Origin of the sequence: Sporosarcina pasadenensis (assembly GCF_047228845.1) — a bacterium.
Lineage (GTDB): Bacteria > Bacillota > Bacilli > Bacillales_A > Planococcaceae > Sporosarcina.
The window spans coordinates 30,144-45,475 of the sequence record NZ_JBFEGM010000018.1 but is presented as its reverse complement, the minus strand read 5'-3'; the positions used below and the strand labels follow the sequence as shown (position 1 = coordinate 45,475).

The window sequence follows — 15,332 nt, the reverse complement described above, 5'->3', positions numbered from 1 at the left end:
ATCGCCGGTACAATACCGACAACTGGCTGCTTAATAAGGTGTTTTTTACTTGTCTCAAAAAAGATAGTCAGTGCCATTCCCTCTGGCTTTTTAATGGTTATGAGCGGGGCATGCCTTGCTTTGGGCGCGGAATGCCTCGCTTTGGACGCGGTATGCCTTGCTTTGGGCGCGGAACGCATCGCTTTGGACGCGGAATGCATCATTTTGGACGCGAAACGCGATGCTTTGGGCGCGGAATGCATCACTTTGGACGCGGAATGCATCACCTTGGACGCGAAATGCCTCACCTTGGGCGTGAAACTCATCACTTTGGACGCGGGAGCCACCACTTTGGACGCGGGGCTCCTTGTTAGAAGTTAATCAGCTTTTTATTCCCCAATCTCCTTCATTAACCCCTTATTGCCTTTCGTCAATATGTTTTCGTAATCGATATAATCGTAAATATCATCCATTATCTTATCGCTAAACATCGAGAGTTCCTTCACTGTCAAATCCTCGATCGCCTTCTTCTCCGCTTCGCAATAAATGATGATCTTCCCGACGATTTCATGTGCATCGCGGAATGGGGTGCCTTTTGCTACCAAGTAATCAGCGACTTCAGTTGCATTCAGGAAGCCGGCTTTGATGGCCGCTTTCATATTGTCGGCATTCACTTTCAATGTGTCGATCATCTTCGACATGATTTCCATGCAATCCAATACAGTGTCGAGAGCGTCGAAAAATTGCTCTTTATCCTCCTGCATGTCTTTGTTGTACGTCAACGGTAAGCCTTTCAACGTCGTCAATAATGCGAATAAGGAACCGTATACTCTTCCCGTTTTGCCGCGGATGAGTTCCGCCGCGTCAGGGTTTTTCTTCTGCGGCATGATGCTGCTGCCCGTCGAATAGGCATCCGCCATTGTAATGAACTTGAATTCTTGGCTGCTCCATAAAATCAGCTCTTCGCTCAAACGGCTCAAATGCATCATGATGATGGAGAAATCGGACATGAGTTCCAGCATATAATCGCGGTCGCTCACACCGTCGAGAAAATTATCGACCGGTTTCGCGAAACCTAGTAGATTGGTTGTAATTTCACGATCGATTGCATGTGTCGTCCCGGCAAGCGCCCCGCATCCTAACGGGTTTTCATCGAGCAGTTCGAGTGCATTGCCAACACGTTTTTTATCACGCTTGAACATTTGCTCATAGGCTCCTAAATGATGTCCAAATGTGACGACTTGCGCACGCTGCAAATGTGTATATCCAGGCATGATGACGTTATTCGCTTTCGCTTTTGCATGCAAGGAATCAATCAGTGTCTGCAAGCCGTCCATCACCTCGACCGCTTTATTCTTTGCATATAGGCGCATATCGACCGCCACTTGGTCATTCCGGCTACGTGCCGTATGGAGCTTCTTCCCTGTTTCCCCGATCCTTTCCGTTAAATGCATTTCCACGAATGAATGGATGTCTTCATAGTCCCCTTCGATGACAAGTTCACCGTTGTCGATATCATGCAGGATCGATTCCAGACCTTGAACGAGCAAATCCCCTTCCTCCGGTGTCAATAGGTCGGTATGGACGAGCATCGTGACGTGAGCCAAGCTTCCAGCGATATCTTCTTTGTATAATCTATAGTCGACCGGCAATGACGTGTTGAACTGCTCCATTATTTCATCTGCACGGCTTGTAAAACGTCCTCCCCAAAGCTTCATGTATAATCAACCTCTCGTATGTATTTTTATTCATTTTATTGTATTATAATGATTTCATCATTCAATTGCAATGAAATCCGAAACAACTTTGTTCAATATATTATCATGTGTTGCCAATTTCTTGCTCGCTATATGAAGTAATGCTATGCTTAATTCATTGACGAAAAAAGAGTGATGATCATGATAAAATCCAATATTGAACGCAACTATAGATATTTTTTACCCAAGCCCTTGACAACAATATGTCAGGGGTTTTTGTTTCCCCAGGGAAAATCAGCTTGGAGGCATAGTAAATGACAACAAAACAAAACCATTCCATCGCTTCGGTCTTTGCGATTTGGATAAGCCTGATCAGCAATATTGTATTAACCGTATTGAAAATCCTTGTTGGTGTGCTTTTTAATAGTCCCGTCTTGCTCGCGGACGGTTTCCATAACGCAGGAGATGTTGTCGCCTCAGCCGCAGCCTTGACGTCCATGAGATATTCGCAACGCCCCGCTGATGAAGACCATCCTTACGGGCACGGGAAAGCTGAAGTCATCGGATCCGGCCTTGTTGCCATCATTTTAGGGATTGCTGCCATCTATATCGGATATGAGGCCGTAAAAACATTTTTTAAAGTGCCGGCGAAGGCGAGTGTCATTGCATTAATCACGGCCATCCTCTCCCTCTTCTGGAAGCAGGCTCTCTATATTTACACGATGCGCATCGGGAAAAAGGTGAACAGTAAAGGATTGATAGCAACAGCATACGACCATTTGGCTGATGTTTATGCATCCCTCGCAGCTGTTGTCGGTATCGGGTTGGCGTTGATCGGTGATGCCTATCATATCCCGATCCTGTTATACGGTGATCCATTTGCAGGTGTGATCGTCTCGGTGCTTGTCCTCAGACTAGCTTACGAAATCGGTATTGAGGCAATGGATATACTAATGGAAAAGAACGTGTCGGAAGAACGTCTACGGGAATTTGCGACGTTGATCCGCACAGTCCCAGAAGTGAAAAGGATCGACCGATTACGCGCACGGGAGCATGGTCATTATGTTCTCGTCGATTTGAGGATCGGCATTTCCGGAACGTTGACAATCCAGGAAGGTCACGATATTTCAAGCAAAATCCGAAATTTGATCATTGATGAACACGCGGATGTAGATGAAGTGCTCATCCATTTAAATCCTTGGTATCCGGATGAATAATCCGGCAGAAGGGCTATGAAGTAATGTATACTGGTGAATGAAAAGGAGTGTCTTTGATGTTGAAAGATAAAATAGCGCATTTGGTCGCTGAAAATGAATTATTGTTTCCAATTGAACGAGCGTACGCAGTCAAACAAGGATTGATTCAGGAAACTACGGAAACTGACAATAAAGAATGGAGCTTTCCAGTCATTGAAAGATGCTTGAAAGAGACAGAGGAAGTAATCCAAGCGGAACCGGAATCATTCATGAATGAACCGGTCTCTTATTTTTCGAAGAACGTTGATGAATTCCTCTACGTCGAATCGAATGCCTTCGAAACAATCGGAGTCGATGGAATTGCATTTGAAATGGATGATGTCTTCGAGACGTTCACGGTCCTATTCGGTTTGAAAGTGCAGAAAAAGTGGGGTTCTTTCCTGAAGGAATATTTGGATGCGAATGTCGGATCAAAAACATATAGTGCCATGTTTTCCGACAAGGACGGGCTATGGGACGTCAATGTACCGCTCGATCAATTGGACGGTTTCCATAAAGAGATGGCTATGAAAGATACGATGGATCTCGCCTATCGATTCATCTTCAATTTGCTTGAAGCGATCGAGGCAGCAAATTGAAGCATGCATTTGAAGTTGAAAACAAGGAATTCATCTACACTTATGTACGGCAAATGGACGAACATGATCTATGTCGATTGGAAATGAGGGCTTTTTTCGGCTTTGACAGTCTATCGAACGTCATTAAGAGCAATGTGAAGATTGATCCTAGCAGAAGCCCTTTCATGAAAGAGCGTCTGGAAATTCTGTTCTCCGAAAATGATTTGGAAGAGATAATAGAGCAGGCATCTGAATTTGTCACCCATAAGACATTCAAAGTGACTTGCCTGAATTCGATTGCCCTCTCTTCCACAGCTAAACTACGCCAACCAGAGAGGCGCAGCATTGAACGCAAGATCGGGGAAGTAATTCAAGGGGAAGCGGATTTACTAGAGCCCGAAGTGAACTTTGGGGTCGTCTTGCTGGAAGGGACTTGGCATTTCGGCATCGTTCAGGAAAGCGAGCCGATATGGAGATTCCATATGCAAAAGCCCCATATGTATTCCACAGCGCTGAGCACCCGTGTTGCGAGAGCCGTCGCTAACATTGCCGTACCACATCCTGAAGGGATCCGGGCGATCGATCCTTGCTGCGGAATCGGAACTGTTTTGGTGGAAGCTCGCTCCATGGACATTGACATCGTCGGAAGGGATATTAACCCTCTCGTCTGTCTTGGCTCAAGAAAGAACCTCGCCCACTTCGGTTTGGAAGGTGAAGTTGTTAAGGGCCCTATTTCCGAAGTGACGGATACATATGATGCCGCGATTATCGACATGCCGTATAATTTATTTACACATATTACCGCTGAAGGACAACTGGATATAATAAAAGATGCTAGACGGATTACTTCGAGACTCGTAGTCGTTACGATTGAGCCGATGGATCATATGATATTGGAAGCTGGCTTCGAAATCGTGGACCGTTGTGTAGCGAAAAAAGGGACGTTCGAACGGCAAGTCGTCGTTTGTGAATGAAGGAGAAAGTTCACGTAGTACTGGGGGGTGTCATCTCGATGAAGAGATTGGTAAGCGTTTTGTTACTAAGCTGTTTGATGATCCTAGCTGGATGTAATTCCATTTCAAAGTATGATGATGAAGACGTTGCCGCCATTGTAAGAGGGGAAGAAATTACTGTCGGTGAACTGCGCTTATTATATCCGGATGATAAAATTCTTAATAATCTAGATGGGATGATTAAAGCGAAATTGGCAGAACAAGAAGTAAAGAGACTGAATCTGGATGTGTCAGAAGAACTTCAGGAAATTCAGTTGTCTAAGGATTCAATTGTTGATTCCTATCCGCCGGATGACGATGAATCTGAAATCGCTAAGGATACGCGGAAGTTCTATGAGTCGCAAGCTAAAAAACTGGGAATGGAGCCAAAAGAGTTTTTTGAAAAGCATGTAACAGCGAGTCAGGAAATAGGTGTCTATCTGCAAGCCTATGTAGAAAAAGTGCTAGGCGAGCCGATGTGGGATAATAAAGACTTTGATGTTGATGAATTGAATAAAAAGGCGAATGCGGTGTTAGATAAATTAATGGAAGATCATAAGGATGAGATTGAGAAGTTCATTAAGTAGCGAAGTGAAAGGACATAACATTTTAGTCATTCTAAAATGTTATGTCCTTTCTTCTATCAGCTATTTAATTATTTGATTTTGTCCTCTTACTAATAGGAATTAAGATATCAAAATGCGGATTGTTAACATCGCGATCATTCGGATATCGTTCATGTTTTATCGGTAAAGCATCGTAATATTCCACATTAGGCTCCATAAATGGCTCATACTCACTTTCCTTCAACCATTGGTAGATCTTGTCATAAGTCTGACCAATGATTTGATCTTTTGTATGATGTACCATTAAGTAAGTCATTTCAGGTACATGTATTTCCACCATACCTTCAGGAAGCTGCTGTTCTCCGGTAACCTCATACACAGAATAATGTACAAACCCATCAGGACGAAGATGATAGGACAGTCCTAATTGCACTTTCGGATTGATTGCGTGATCTAACTCTCCTACTCTCCCACTCATGCTACTTATAAATTTTTTCAAAGTGCTAACTTCTGTGTACGGTCCATCCCACTTTAATCCGATTCCCCGATACGCAGGTATCTCTACTATTTCATAATGGAAGTTTTGCATTATAAATCCCCCTTGTAATTTACGTAATCTTATCTAGGAAAAACTCATGTTCTAAAATGCTGTATAAAAGCGAATCACGCCAGCCGTCTCTTAGTAATAAATTCTCACGCATCCTACCTTCCTTAATCATTCCTATCTTTTCTAAGACCCTTGATGATCCAATATTTCTCGGGTCACAAGTTGCAAAAATGCGATGTAGACTAAATTCATTAAAGCCGTATGCAATTAATAACTTCGCTACTTCTGTCGCATATCCCTTCCCCCAATATTGAGGGTTCACTATGTATGCTATCTCACCGACTCTATTGCTAAAGTCTCTAATATTTATCTCTCCTGCACCAACCATTTCTCCGCTTTCCTTAACAATTACTGCAAACACAAATCGGCTTCTCGGTTCCTTTTTTGCATCTCTGAGAACTTGCTGCACAAAATCCTTGGTTTCTTGCTCTGAGTTTGGTCCCCAAGGCTGATATTGACAAACCTTTTGTTGCGATGCATATTTGTGAACATCCTTCCAATCGTTTTCTTCCATTTCTCGAAGAATGACTATGTCGCTTTGTAGGTTATTGATCATAATTCGGACTCCCTTCAGTTCTTCAGTAAGATTGTAGTGGATTATGATCACTCGCAACGATTTATGATCACCTGGTTTTCAAACCAATTCACCGCACGCTGTTCCAATTCCTTTACGAAAGTTTTTTTTGCTTTGCTGTATAAAGCGGTATCATCATACCGTTGAGCCAACTCTTCTTTTAAATATGTATATCGTGCGACTTCGTCAGGGTGAGCTCTTAAATAATCTCGTAATATCAGATGTCGTTGAATTTGAGAGTTGTCATGCTGATAAACATGAATGTGATGAGTTCTGTTATCTCCACCCTTGCGAAACAACCGTCGGCCTTCAATTCCCCATTCACCAGCAACGTCATATTTAAGCGAAAGCATCTGCTCATTAAACGTATCGATATTCATTATGTCTTTCACGAGACACATCATATCAATGACAGGCTTTGCCTTCATCCCTGGAACAGCAGTACTCCCAAAATGTTCAACTTTAATGATTTCCTCCCCGAATATGCCTCGCAGCAATAAAGCTTCATCATTGAACATTTGAACCCATTTTTCATTGTACGCAGACAACCTGATTTTCAAGTAAATCTCCCCTTGCCATATAACAATTTCTATTTCCCTATTGATGATAATCCTATTTTACGGGGTTTCCTTTATATATCCGAAAAACGACATCTCGCCTTTCTCATTCTCAACAATATTGTATGGATAGATTTGATCAGAATATCTTCTAGCAAATTTCCCTTCACCTACCGGGTAGATTTCAATATGAAGATTGCCAGAGAATCTTGTAAAGTATAATTTGCCATCAAGGAATTCCACTTCAATCTTATCTTTCAAGTATGTGCCGCAATACTTTTTAAGCTGACTTTCATTGATTGGAACCTCTGGCTGTTTAGTCGGAGCATCTACATCAACATGATGTAGAATATCTGAAATTGCATTTCCCAATTTGTATTGATTTATCGCCTCATTATTGGAAAGAATGATGATACAAATATCTTCATCGAAAAAATTCTGCATATAAGTACAAATCCCAAGGTGATCCCCTCCATGGGAATACTTGTCTGTCCCGTAAACATAAGTATGCTCTAATCCATAGCAGTAATTATTTTGGTTAACGCTAAAAAACCTGGTATACACTCTCTCAGAAAGTAGTTTCCGATCTCGCAAACAGGTATACCATTTGAACAAATCCTCACAGTTTGAAATAATAGCACCTGCACCGATGCTAAATTTCTCATTAAAATACGGACATTTAATTGTTGCGTCAAAATCTTTTACGTAATTACATGATCTGTTTTTAATCGGTTTACAACCATCATCCACTTCGCTGTTCATCATATGTAAAGGCTGGAATATGCGGTTTCTTAGAAAATCATCGTATGTTTCCCCTGAAACATTTTCAATGATCCACGCAAGCAAATTATAGTTTGAGTTATTGTAATCAAATACCGTTCCCGCTGGCTTTGTAGGTTTTTTATTAATATACCTTTGAAAAAAATAGTTTCTTGAATAATCCATTCTGTTGTAGCCAGCAAAAAAATCATCTACAAAGTTGGTGAAATTATATAAACCTGAGGTGTGCGATAATAAATGATGAACAGTAATTGACTCATCAATCTTCATGCCGGCAGGGAGGTATAAATGTGCAGGTTTATCGATATCCAGCATTTTCTTTTCGTAGAGGAGCATAATCGCAAAGGCTGTAAACTGTTTTGACATAGAAGCGATGGAGATGCGAGAGTTCATATCATTTTTTATTCCAAACTCGATACTTGCATAACCGCATGCACGTTCAAAAAGAACTTCCCCTTTTTTGATCACTTGAACAACTCCAAAAAAGTCCCACAACTTTAGATATTCGTTAATATATTCTTCTAATTTTAATCGTAGTGCCTGCATCAGTTCACACTTCCTTGCCATATAAACTAAAATTCCACATAAAAAGGTTGAAGGCTGTCGTCAAGACAATACTCTATTCTTTGCCTGAAGTTCCCTAGAGTTATCATCTCCAAAGCTTGTTCGATAGGAAAGAAACCTACTTCTAAACTCTCTGGCGAAGTTGTTAAATTGCCTCCAATTGCCTTAGCCAAAAACAAGGTATTACAAATTGATTTGTTCACATTTTGGAAAATCCCGCAGAATTTAATAATCTCAACATCAATGCCTGACTCCTCTTTCGTTTCCCTAATTGCTGCATCTTTCAAAGACTCGCCTTCCTCAACGATTCCGCCTGGCATTTCCCACCCTCTCATCGGTCCTTTAATTAATAAAATTTCATTTTGATCATTGAGTACAATCGTTGCAGCTGAAACAAAATGTTTAGGTGGTGTATAAACCTGTCTCGTATTTTGTCCCAAAGTCATTCCCCCTCTTTCATTTCAAATCTATTTCCAATCTTGAATTTCGGATCCGATTCATTATTTACTTGAGATCGCCAGCCGCATCGCCAACCGAATGGGAAGTACAGGAATCGCCATTTGATTTACATCTCCTACAAAAAACAGATCCTTTTGAGGAAAATAAAAAGCAAATGAACCTGTTGAGCCCGAATGTCCAACTAACTCTCCTTTTCCCATAAAAAGTGTAGGTATTCCGTTTAACGGTATTCGCATGTAGCCACCGCCATATTGAATTGGGTACATGGTAGCTTGTAACTTGTTATACTTTTCTAACTGATAAAAAACATCTTTGTTAAACAGACTCCCTCCAAAGAACGCTTTACTAAATATCATTAATTCACGAGCTGTGCTAATACCGCCACCACTAGCACGACAGCATCTGATGTACTTCGGACGGGAAATAGCGGTCTCTTTATAATAAATAGTTGGAGTGAAGTCATGCTCATCTCTAGGTAAATAGGTTTTCACAAGATTTAATGGTTCAAAAATCAAAGATTTATAAACATCTTCCAATGAGGAGTTGGTAATGGTTTCAATTATCTTTCCGAGGAGATCAAAGTTGATGTCTGCATAATGAGCCCTTTTCAATTTGTTAGGTGCAAAATGCGTTTTCAATTGTTTGGTAAGCGTTATCATTTCATCAAAAGGAATATGCATATCTTCAAGGAGGACACGTTTTTTAATGTTGTTTTTGCTTTCTACGTAGGCATCCGGTAGTCCGCTTGTTTGAAATAACAAACTAGCGATTGTCAATTTTGAAGTATATTCTTGTCCCTTAAATATATGAAGTCTGCTAAGTATGCTGCTATCGAGGTATTCTGTCACTTTATCAGCGAGTGACAACTTACCTTGCTCACGCAAAATTAGAATACAAGCAGTTGTAAACAATTTCGTTATGCTTGCCATTAGTAATGGCGCGTCTATATTCTTGCCCCCATACTCATTTTTATATGAAAAATCTCCACTCATGTTTTCAATAAATAAAACGGACTCATGAATATGTTTTGATTTTATCAATCGGTTAACTATTTTCTCGTATTTATCGGTCTCCATTTGTTTTCAACTATCCCCCTCAGACAAAAAACAAATATTTCCTTATACACTATTCATCTTACACTATATTCCTAATATAGAGAATACAATGCATAATAAAAGAGGATATATGCTCAAATTGAACATACTATCCTCTTCGTTCTTTTTTATTTCGAAATTTCAACAGTGTAGTCAGCCAATAATCTTGCACCGTAGCCTGTTGCTGATTTTGCGTAGTATCCGGATGCACTTGACTTGCTCATCATGCCCGCCATGTCGACGTGAAGCCATTTGCTGTTTTCCGGTACGAAGCGGCGTAGGAAAAGACCTGCCGTGATCGAGCCCGCAAAGTTTAGTGAACTGATATTGTTCATATCCGCGTAATCACTTGCCAATGACTTGTCGTATGCTTCAACTAACGGCATCGGCCAGACGAAATCGCCGTTTTGATCGCCCACTTTTTTCATGACGAATGATAATTCCTCATCACCGAAGACGCCGCCAATTTCCGAGCCAAGTGCATTGACGATAGCGCCTGTCAACGTTGCGATGTCAACGATATATTCAGCGTTCAATTCACCCGCACGGATAAGGGCATCCGCCAAAATGAGACGGCCTTCTGCATCTGTATTGCCCACTTGAACGGTTTTGTCGTTTTTATAACGGATCACTTCCCCAGGGAATACGGAATTTGCATCCGGTGTATTTTCCACCATCGGAATCAATGCGACGACATTCACCTTCGCTTTTGAATCGACAAGCAGTTGCATTGCTCCTGCAACAGCCGCAGAACCGCCCATGTCCATACGCATGCTGCTCAAGTCTTTGCCGCTTTTTAGGCTGATTCCGCCTGTATCGAATGTGACACCTTTTCCGACAAGTGCGACAAGCGGTTTGGACGCATCTCCTTCATAGCGGATCTCTACGAATGACGGTTTGTATTGGCTGCCTCGGCAAACTGTCAGGAGACCGTTCATTTCCATCTCTTCAAGCTGCTCTTTCCCGTGTACAGTTATTTCAACGTCTTTCCCATCGAACTTTTGCTTCAATACTTCAGGATACGTTTCGGGGTTCAGGACGTCCGATAATTCATTCATCAAGTCACGAGAGAAAGTGGTTGCCGCTGCACGGATTTTCCCCGCTTGAACAGCCGCTTGCATATCGCTTTCATCGACTTGCAATTCCGTGTTGAATTTCTTCGCTTCAGATTTATATGGCAGGAATTGATAGGAACCGAGATCCCATCCTTCCGCGAATGCAGTATGGACTTCCTCTTTATCCAAGCTAGCGAATACATTCCCTAGAACGCCTTCCTGCACAATCGCCTTATCCACTTTTTGCGAAGACAAATTACGTGCAATGTCCCCTGCCGTCGAACGAACCTTTTCTAAATTTGCCTTTTCGGCTTCCTTTATGATGACATAATGAGTATCTTCGATTAAGAGCGAACAATGGCCGCCCTTCTGTTGTGCGACGTAACTTTTCCGTGCTTCGTTGCCGCTAATCAATTTATCATTTACAAAAATGATCTTCACTTCTGACATTTCTCTTCCCCCTAAGTCTATTTATTTCGAGTATAGAAATAGTTTACCATATGTCAGCGTTTTTAAAAGAATTATCTTTTATCGGCTATGACAAGGCAGAACGTAGCAAATGGACCTAGTAACAGCGATAATAAAAACCAATTGAGCCCGCTCCTATTTTTCCCTTGCGCAATCCCGGCGTTGATTAAAGCAAGTGTCCCCCACCCTACAAAATAGCTTCCTTCCATACCGTTTCCTCCTCACTTAGATGTCTTCTATTCTGCCTTCTCCCTTGAGAAACTCGGCTGCTTCCTGCACATCATTCGTGCAAAAGAGCGTCTTATTTGCGTCCATAACTATCCGATCTTCCGCGTCAATATAATCCGTCAGCGGAATCGTGTTAAAAAATTTCTTCCATTTATATTTTTGCTCTAACAGTCTGATTTCATTTTTAATGTCTTCGTGGATAATTTCATTTATCATAAAAAATGTTTCGTTCATTTCCACTTCCGGAAAACGTTTTTTTAGAATTTTTAACTGCTCTTCTTCCCAATCTGCTTGCATTAAAGAAGTCGTGGATCCTACATTCTCAGCTACATCCATTAATACATCTGTCCACGCTTCATACTGGTCGTCGTCCAATTCATTGACCGAAATGATGCCGACGTTGAAATATGTTTTACTAGATTCTTCTTTTGTCTTTTTTCTTCCGAACATGGCGAACACCTCCATACTTCATACATTCTATACGTCTGACCGATGGAAAAGTTTCGGATAAAAGATTCACCCAGTACCTTGCATTGAACAATACCATGTGCTATATTGTACCCAATCAGTATGTTTTATAAATCAGTAGTGTTCATTGAATGGTACTGGAAAGGAGTATGAAGCATGAATATTCAATTCAAAAAAGGTGTCTTAAACCTTTGCGTCCTCGTTCTTTTGGATAAACAGGATCGATACGGCTATGAGCTCGTCCAGAAGATTTCCGACCAGATTTCCATCTCCGAAGGCTCTGTCTATCCGTTGCTGCGCCGCCTGACGAAAGAAGGTTATTTTACGACATATCTTCAGGAATCTACAGAAGGCCCTCCCCGCAAGTACTACAAATTGACGGATGCCGGGCGGGACTACTTGCATGAGCAGTTGGATGAATGGCGCAGTTTTACTAATGGAGTCAATACATTGATCGAGGAGGGCGTTAGCAATGACTGAAAAACAATTTATCAATGAGCTCGAAAACGCTTTGAAACGTTTGCCTGCCGATGAAAGAAACGACATTCTCCAAGATATTCGCGAATACTTTTTGAATGGTCGCGATGATGGAAAAGAGGATGAGGAAATCGCAGCATCCCTTGGATCACCTGCAAAAATCGCAGCTGAGCTGTTGGAAGCCTATCCGTTCAAAGACAGTGACATTGGCGGTGACATCAATGTGAACCCGACGAGCGAAGTAATCACAATCCAGGATAACCATTTTTCAAAAGTGGATATTGAAGTCCAGCACGGCTCTCTTACTGTCTTCCCTTCCGATACTGATGAGACAAGAATCGAGCTGACTGGGACAAAAGAGAAATTGGAACTTACCGCAGAAGTTTTCGGAGATACGCTCTGGATCAAATTGAAAAGCAAAACGCATTGGTTATTCCTATTCAATTTCAATATGAAGGGTGTGGCATTGAACGTGTTCATTCCAAAGAAATTGTATCAGTCCATCTCCATGAAATCGGTTAATGGAAGGATTAACGCCGAAAAGCTGATCGGGAAACATATCGAGTGCCGTACCGATAACGGACGTATTGAATTGGCTGAACTTGCGGCAACTTCGCTTGAAGCAGAGACGGATAACGGCCGGATTGAAATTTCGAAAGTGCAATCAGACCGCCTGAAGGCAAAAACGGATAATGGCCGTGTTACGTTGAGACATGTCGAAGCTGATTCGATCTATGCCGAATCGGATAATGGACGCATCGAGTTCGACCAAGTCGACGGGGAGCTTACTGCAATCACAGATAATGGCCGGATTGTCCTCGCTGGGGAACATTTAGATCGCAATATCGACTTCCAAACGGATAATGGAAGCATCGAAATTACAACGACGCATAAGGCGACCAATGCGACAATTCTTGCCAAAACAGGACACGGACGTATCGATATTTACGGCGATCGCAATTCACGGAGCCGCTTCGGAGCGGAATTGCACCAGATTCGATTAAAATCGGATAACGGAAGGATAACTGTTAGATAATTCTTCAGTCCCCTTTCGGTAATAAATGAACGGATTCAATAGATAACTCCAGCTATTCAATAGATAACTTTCCATATACAATCGATAACTAAAAGAGGGCGATCCTGCCCTCTTTTATATTTGAATGAAATTAAAACGATTGAATATGATATAGTGAGGCATCGAACCTTGTATATATGATTATTAACTATCGCTTTCATACTCCAATTGAAAAGAGGTCTTGCCATGGTTATGATTTTTGTTGATGCGGATGGCTGTCCAGTCGTAAATGAAACGATTTCCATTGCAAAAAAATTCAATTTGCCTTGCACGCTCATTTGCGACACAGCCCATGAAATGCATCGTGAAGGGGCAGAGACGATCATCGTTTCGAAGGGTGCAGATGCTGTCGATTTTGTTCTTGTCAATAAAGTTCAGAAAGGTGATATTGTCGTTACGCAGGACTATGGATTAGCGGCCATGGTGTTAGCGAAGCAAGGACACCCGATTGATCAGAACGGCAGACTGTATACAAACGAAAATATCGACCAGCTATTATTCGCTAGACATGCCGCACAGAAAATCAGGATGGCGGGCGGGCGTCTTCGCGGCCCTAAAAAACGATCGAAAGAAAGCAATGAAAAATTCAAGGAAAACTTCCGCAACTTGTGCAAACTGATACTTTCTCCACCTAATTGAAGCCCGCTCTTTTGCCGGGCTTTCATATTCGTTTCCCCCAGTTCATAAACTACAGTAACCTAACTCCTACATAGAGTGTTTTTCCAGATTAATAATGTTTAGTAACTGACTTCTAAGGTTAGAGATTGATAAAGATATCGGAGGTCTATCCATGCCAAAAATTCTTTCCGTCAGCACTGTCCTGCCTCCTCATGAAGTGAAGCAGGCGGAAGCTGTTGAACTGACCCGCTCCCTTTTCAGCCGGAAATTCAAAGATATTGAACGGCTATTGAAAGTCTTTCAAAACGGCGATATCGAGAAGCGGGACGTTTGCATGCCACTAGAGTGGTATGGGCAAGCTCATGATTTTAAAGAGCGGAATGATTTATACATCAATCACGCCGTTGATTTTGGCGTGCAAGCTGTACAAGCGTGCCTGCAACAATCGACTACATTGACTGAAGCAATCGCCCCTTCGGAGATTGATGCGATTTTCTTCATTTCAAGTACAGGCATTGCGACACCGAGCATTGAAGCTCGCATCATGAACAGGCTCCCTTTCCGAGACGATGTGAAGAGGGTTCCGATTTGGGGATTAGGTTGCGCTGGAGGGGCTGCGGGAGTGAGCCGGGCATTCGAATATTGCAAAGCCTTTCCGAAAGCAAACGTATTGGTGCTATCCATCGAGCTTTGCAGTTTGACGTTCCAAAAAGACGACTATTCGAAGAGCAATCTTGTCGGAGTGTCCTTGTTCTCCGATGGCGTAGCCTGTGCGCTCATTTCAGGGGATCAATCCGAAATCGCTGTTGACATTCCGGTCCCCTCAATCATTGGCACAACTTCAAAATGGATGCCCGATTCGGAGGACGTCATGGGATGGGACATTAAAAACAATGGGCTGTATGTCATTTTCTCGAAAAGCATTCCATCCATCATCACGAATTGGCTAGGTCCGTTTGTGCATGAATTCCTCAATTCTTATCATCTTGACAAAGACGATATCAATCATTTTGTTGCGCATCCTGGTGGTAAAAAGGTATTGACCGCATATGAGGATTCATTAGGATTTGACAGTTCAAAAACTGATATTTCGAGGGACGTGTTGCGGAATCACGGCAATATGTCTTCCCCTACAGTCCTCTATGTACTGAAGCAATTTATGGAATCCGAACCTGCGGTAGGCGATTATGGATTGATGGCAGCACTTGGCCCAGGATTTTGCGGGGAATTGCTATTGTTGAAATGGGATTGAGGTGTCATG

Annotated in this window: 19 protein-coding genes; 9 read left to right on the top strand and 10 right to left on the bottom strand. The window is 42.1% G+C overall.

All coding sequences use genetic code 11. From position 1 onward, the window contains the following. Window positions 1-360, top strand: a 360-nt coding sequence (locus AB1K89_RS17195) for a hypothetical protein (protein WP_413055920.1), incomplete at its 5' end; no start/stop codon positions are given. An 8-nt stretch (window positions 361-368) separates the two neighbouring features. On the opposite strand, the gene argH is transcribed toward AB1K89_RS17195, so the two are convergent. After that, window positions 369-1,697: an argininosuccinate lyase gene (argH, locus tag AB1K89_RS17190; RefSeq protein WP_413055919.1), complete on the bottom strand. Its 1,329-nt coding sequence runs from the start codon at window positions 1,695-1,697 to the stop codon at window positions 369-371. Window positions 1,698-1,990: 293 nt separating this feature from the next. On the opposite strand from argH, the gene AB1K89_RS17185 reads away from it, so the two are divergent. The 4 genes from AB1K89_RS17185 to AB1K89_RS17170 are packed head-to-tail and all read left to right on the top strand — an operon-like array spanning window position 1,991 to window position 5,068. Continuing rightward, on the top strand, window positions 1,991-2,893 hold the full coding sequence (locus AB1K89_RS17185; RefSeq protein ID WP_413055918.1) for a cation diffusion facilitator family transporter: 903 nt from the start codon (window positions 1,991-1,993) through the stop codon (window positions 2,891-2,893). 56 nt (window positions 2,894-2,949) lie between these two features. Further along, on the top strand, window positions 2,950-3,510 hold the full coding sequence (locus AB1K89_RS17180; RefSeq protein WP_413055917.1) for a branched-chain amino acid aminotransferase: 561 nt from the start codon (window positions 2,950-2,952) through the stop codon (window positions 3,508-3,510). A gap of 53 nt (window positions 3,511-3,563) precedes the next feature. Beyond that, window positions 3,564-4,463, top strand: a complete 900-nt coding sequence (locus AB1K89_RS17175; protein ID WP_413055923.1) for a TRM11 family SAM-dependent methyltransferase — start codon at window positions 3,564-3,566, stop codon at window positions 4,461-4,463. Between the two features lie 38 nt (window positions 4,464-4,501). Then, on the top strand, window positions 4,502-5,068 hold the full coding sequence (locus tag AB1K89_RS17170; RefSeq protein WP_413055916.1) for a hypothetical protein: 567 nt from the start codon (window positions 4,502-4,504) through the stop codon (window positions 5,066-5,068). A 64-nt stretch (window positions 5,069-5,132) separates the two neighbouring features. Here the strand turns inward: AB1K89_RS17170 and AB1K89_RS17165 are convergent, their stop codons facing one another. From AB1K89_RS17165 to AB1K89_RS17125, 9 genes are all read right to left on the bottom strand, one after another. Further along, window positions 5,133-5,636 carry a GyrI-like domain-containing protein gene (locus tag AB1K89_RS17165; protein ID WP_413055915.1) on the bottom strand — a complete coding sequence of 168 codons (504 nt, stop codon included), beginning with the start codon at window positions 5,634-5,636 and terminating at the stop codon, window positions 5,133-5,135. Between the two features lie 19 nt (window positions 5,637-5,655). Next, window positions 5,656-6,210, bottom strand: a complete 555-nt coding sequence (locus tag AB1K89_RS17160; RefSeq protein WP_413055914.1) for a GNAT family N-acetyltransferase — start codon at window positions 6,208-6,210, stop codon at window positions 5,656-5,658. A gap of 47 nt (window positions 6,211-6,257) precedes the next feature. Next, complete coding sequence (locus tag AB1K89_RS17155) at window positions 6,258-6,788, bottom strand: GrpB family protein (protein ID WP_413055913.1); 531 nt, start codon at window positions 6,786-6,788, stop codon at window positions 6,258-6,260. A gap of 57 nt (window positions 6,789-6,845) precedes the next feature. Then, window positions 6,846-8,111 carry a serine hydrolase domain-containing protein gene (locus AB1K89_RS17150; RefSeq protein ID WP_413055912.1) on the bottom strand — a complete coding sequence of 422 codons (1,266 nt, stop codon included), beginning with the start codon at window positions 8,109-8,111 and terminating at the stop codon, window positions 6,846-6,848. A gap of 26 nt (window positions 8,112-8,137) precedes the next feature. Then, window positions 8,138-8,575 carry an NUDIX hydrolase gene (locus tag AB1K89_RS17145; RefSeq protein WP_413055911.1) on the bottom strand — a complete coding sequence of 146 codons (438 nt, stop codon included), beginning with the start codon at window positions 8,573-8,575 and terminating at the stop codon, window positions 8,138-8,140. A 54-nt stretch (window positions 8,576-8,629) separates the two neighbouring features. Then, complete coding sequence (locus tag AB1K89_RS17140; protein ID WP_413055910.1) at window positions 8,630-9,664, bottom strand: serine hydrolase domain-containing protein; 1,035 nt, start codon at window positions 9,662-9,664, stop codon at window positions 8,630-8,632. Window positions 9,665-9,810: 146 nt separating this feature from the next. Further along, window positions 9,811-11,187, bottom strand: coding sequence for a leucyl aminopeptidase family protein (locus AB1K89_RS17135; RefSeq protein WP_413055909.1), 1,377 nt, complete (start codon window positions 11,185-11,187; stop codon window positions 9,811-9,813). 71 nt (window positions 11,188-11,258) lie between these two features. Further along, entirely contained in the window at window positions 11,259-11,414 is a 156-nt protein-coding gene (locus AB1K89_RS17130) for a hypothetical protein (protein ID WP_201024404.1), read from the bottom strand. A 16-nt stretch (window positions 11,415-11,430) separates the two neighbouring features. Then, entirely contained in the window at window positions 11,431-11,883 is a 453-nt protein-coding gene (locus AB1K89_RS17125; protein ID WP_413055908.1) for a hypothetical protein, read from the bottom strand. Between the two features lie 174 nt (window positions 11,884-12,057). On the opposite strand from AB1K89_RS17125, the gene AB1K89_RS17120 reads away from it, so the two are divergent. The 4 genes from AB1K89_RS17120 to AB1K89_RS17105 all read left to right on the top strand — a co-directional run bounded on the left by AB1K89_RS17120 (window position 12,058) and on the right by AB1K89_RS17105 (window position 15,323). Continuing rightward, on the top strand, window positions 12,058-12,381 hold the full coding sequence (locus tag AB1K89_RS17120) for a PadR family transcriptional regulator (protein WP_413055907.1): 324 nt from the start codon (window positions 12,058-12,060) through the stop codon (window positions 12,379-12,381). Continuing rightward, complete coding sequence (locus tag AB1K89_RS17115; RefSeq protein WP_413055906.1) at window positions 12,374-13,414, top strand: DUF4097 family beta strand repeat-containing protein; 1,041 nt, start codon at window positions 12,374-12,376, stop codon at window positions 13,412-13,414. The genes AB1K89_RS17120 and AB1K89_RS17115 overlap by 8 nt, the downstream gene beginning before the upstream one ends. A gap of 225 nt (window positions 13,415-13,639) precedes the next feature. After that, window positions 13,640-14,092, top strand: a complete 453-nt coding sequence (locus AB1K89_RS17110; protein ID WP_413055905.1) for a YaiI/YqxD family protein — start codon at window positions 13,640-13,642, stop codon at window positions 14,090-14,092. 151 nt (window positions 14,093-14,243) lie between these two features. Beyond that, window positions 14,244-15,323, top strand: a complete 1,080-nt coding sequence (locus AB1K89_RS17105; RefSeq protein ID WP_413055904.1) for a type III polyketide synthase — start codon at window positions 14,244-14,246, stop codon at window positions 15,321-15,323. Window positions 15,324-15,332 lie beyond the last annotated feature (9 nt).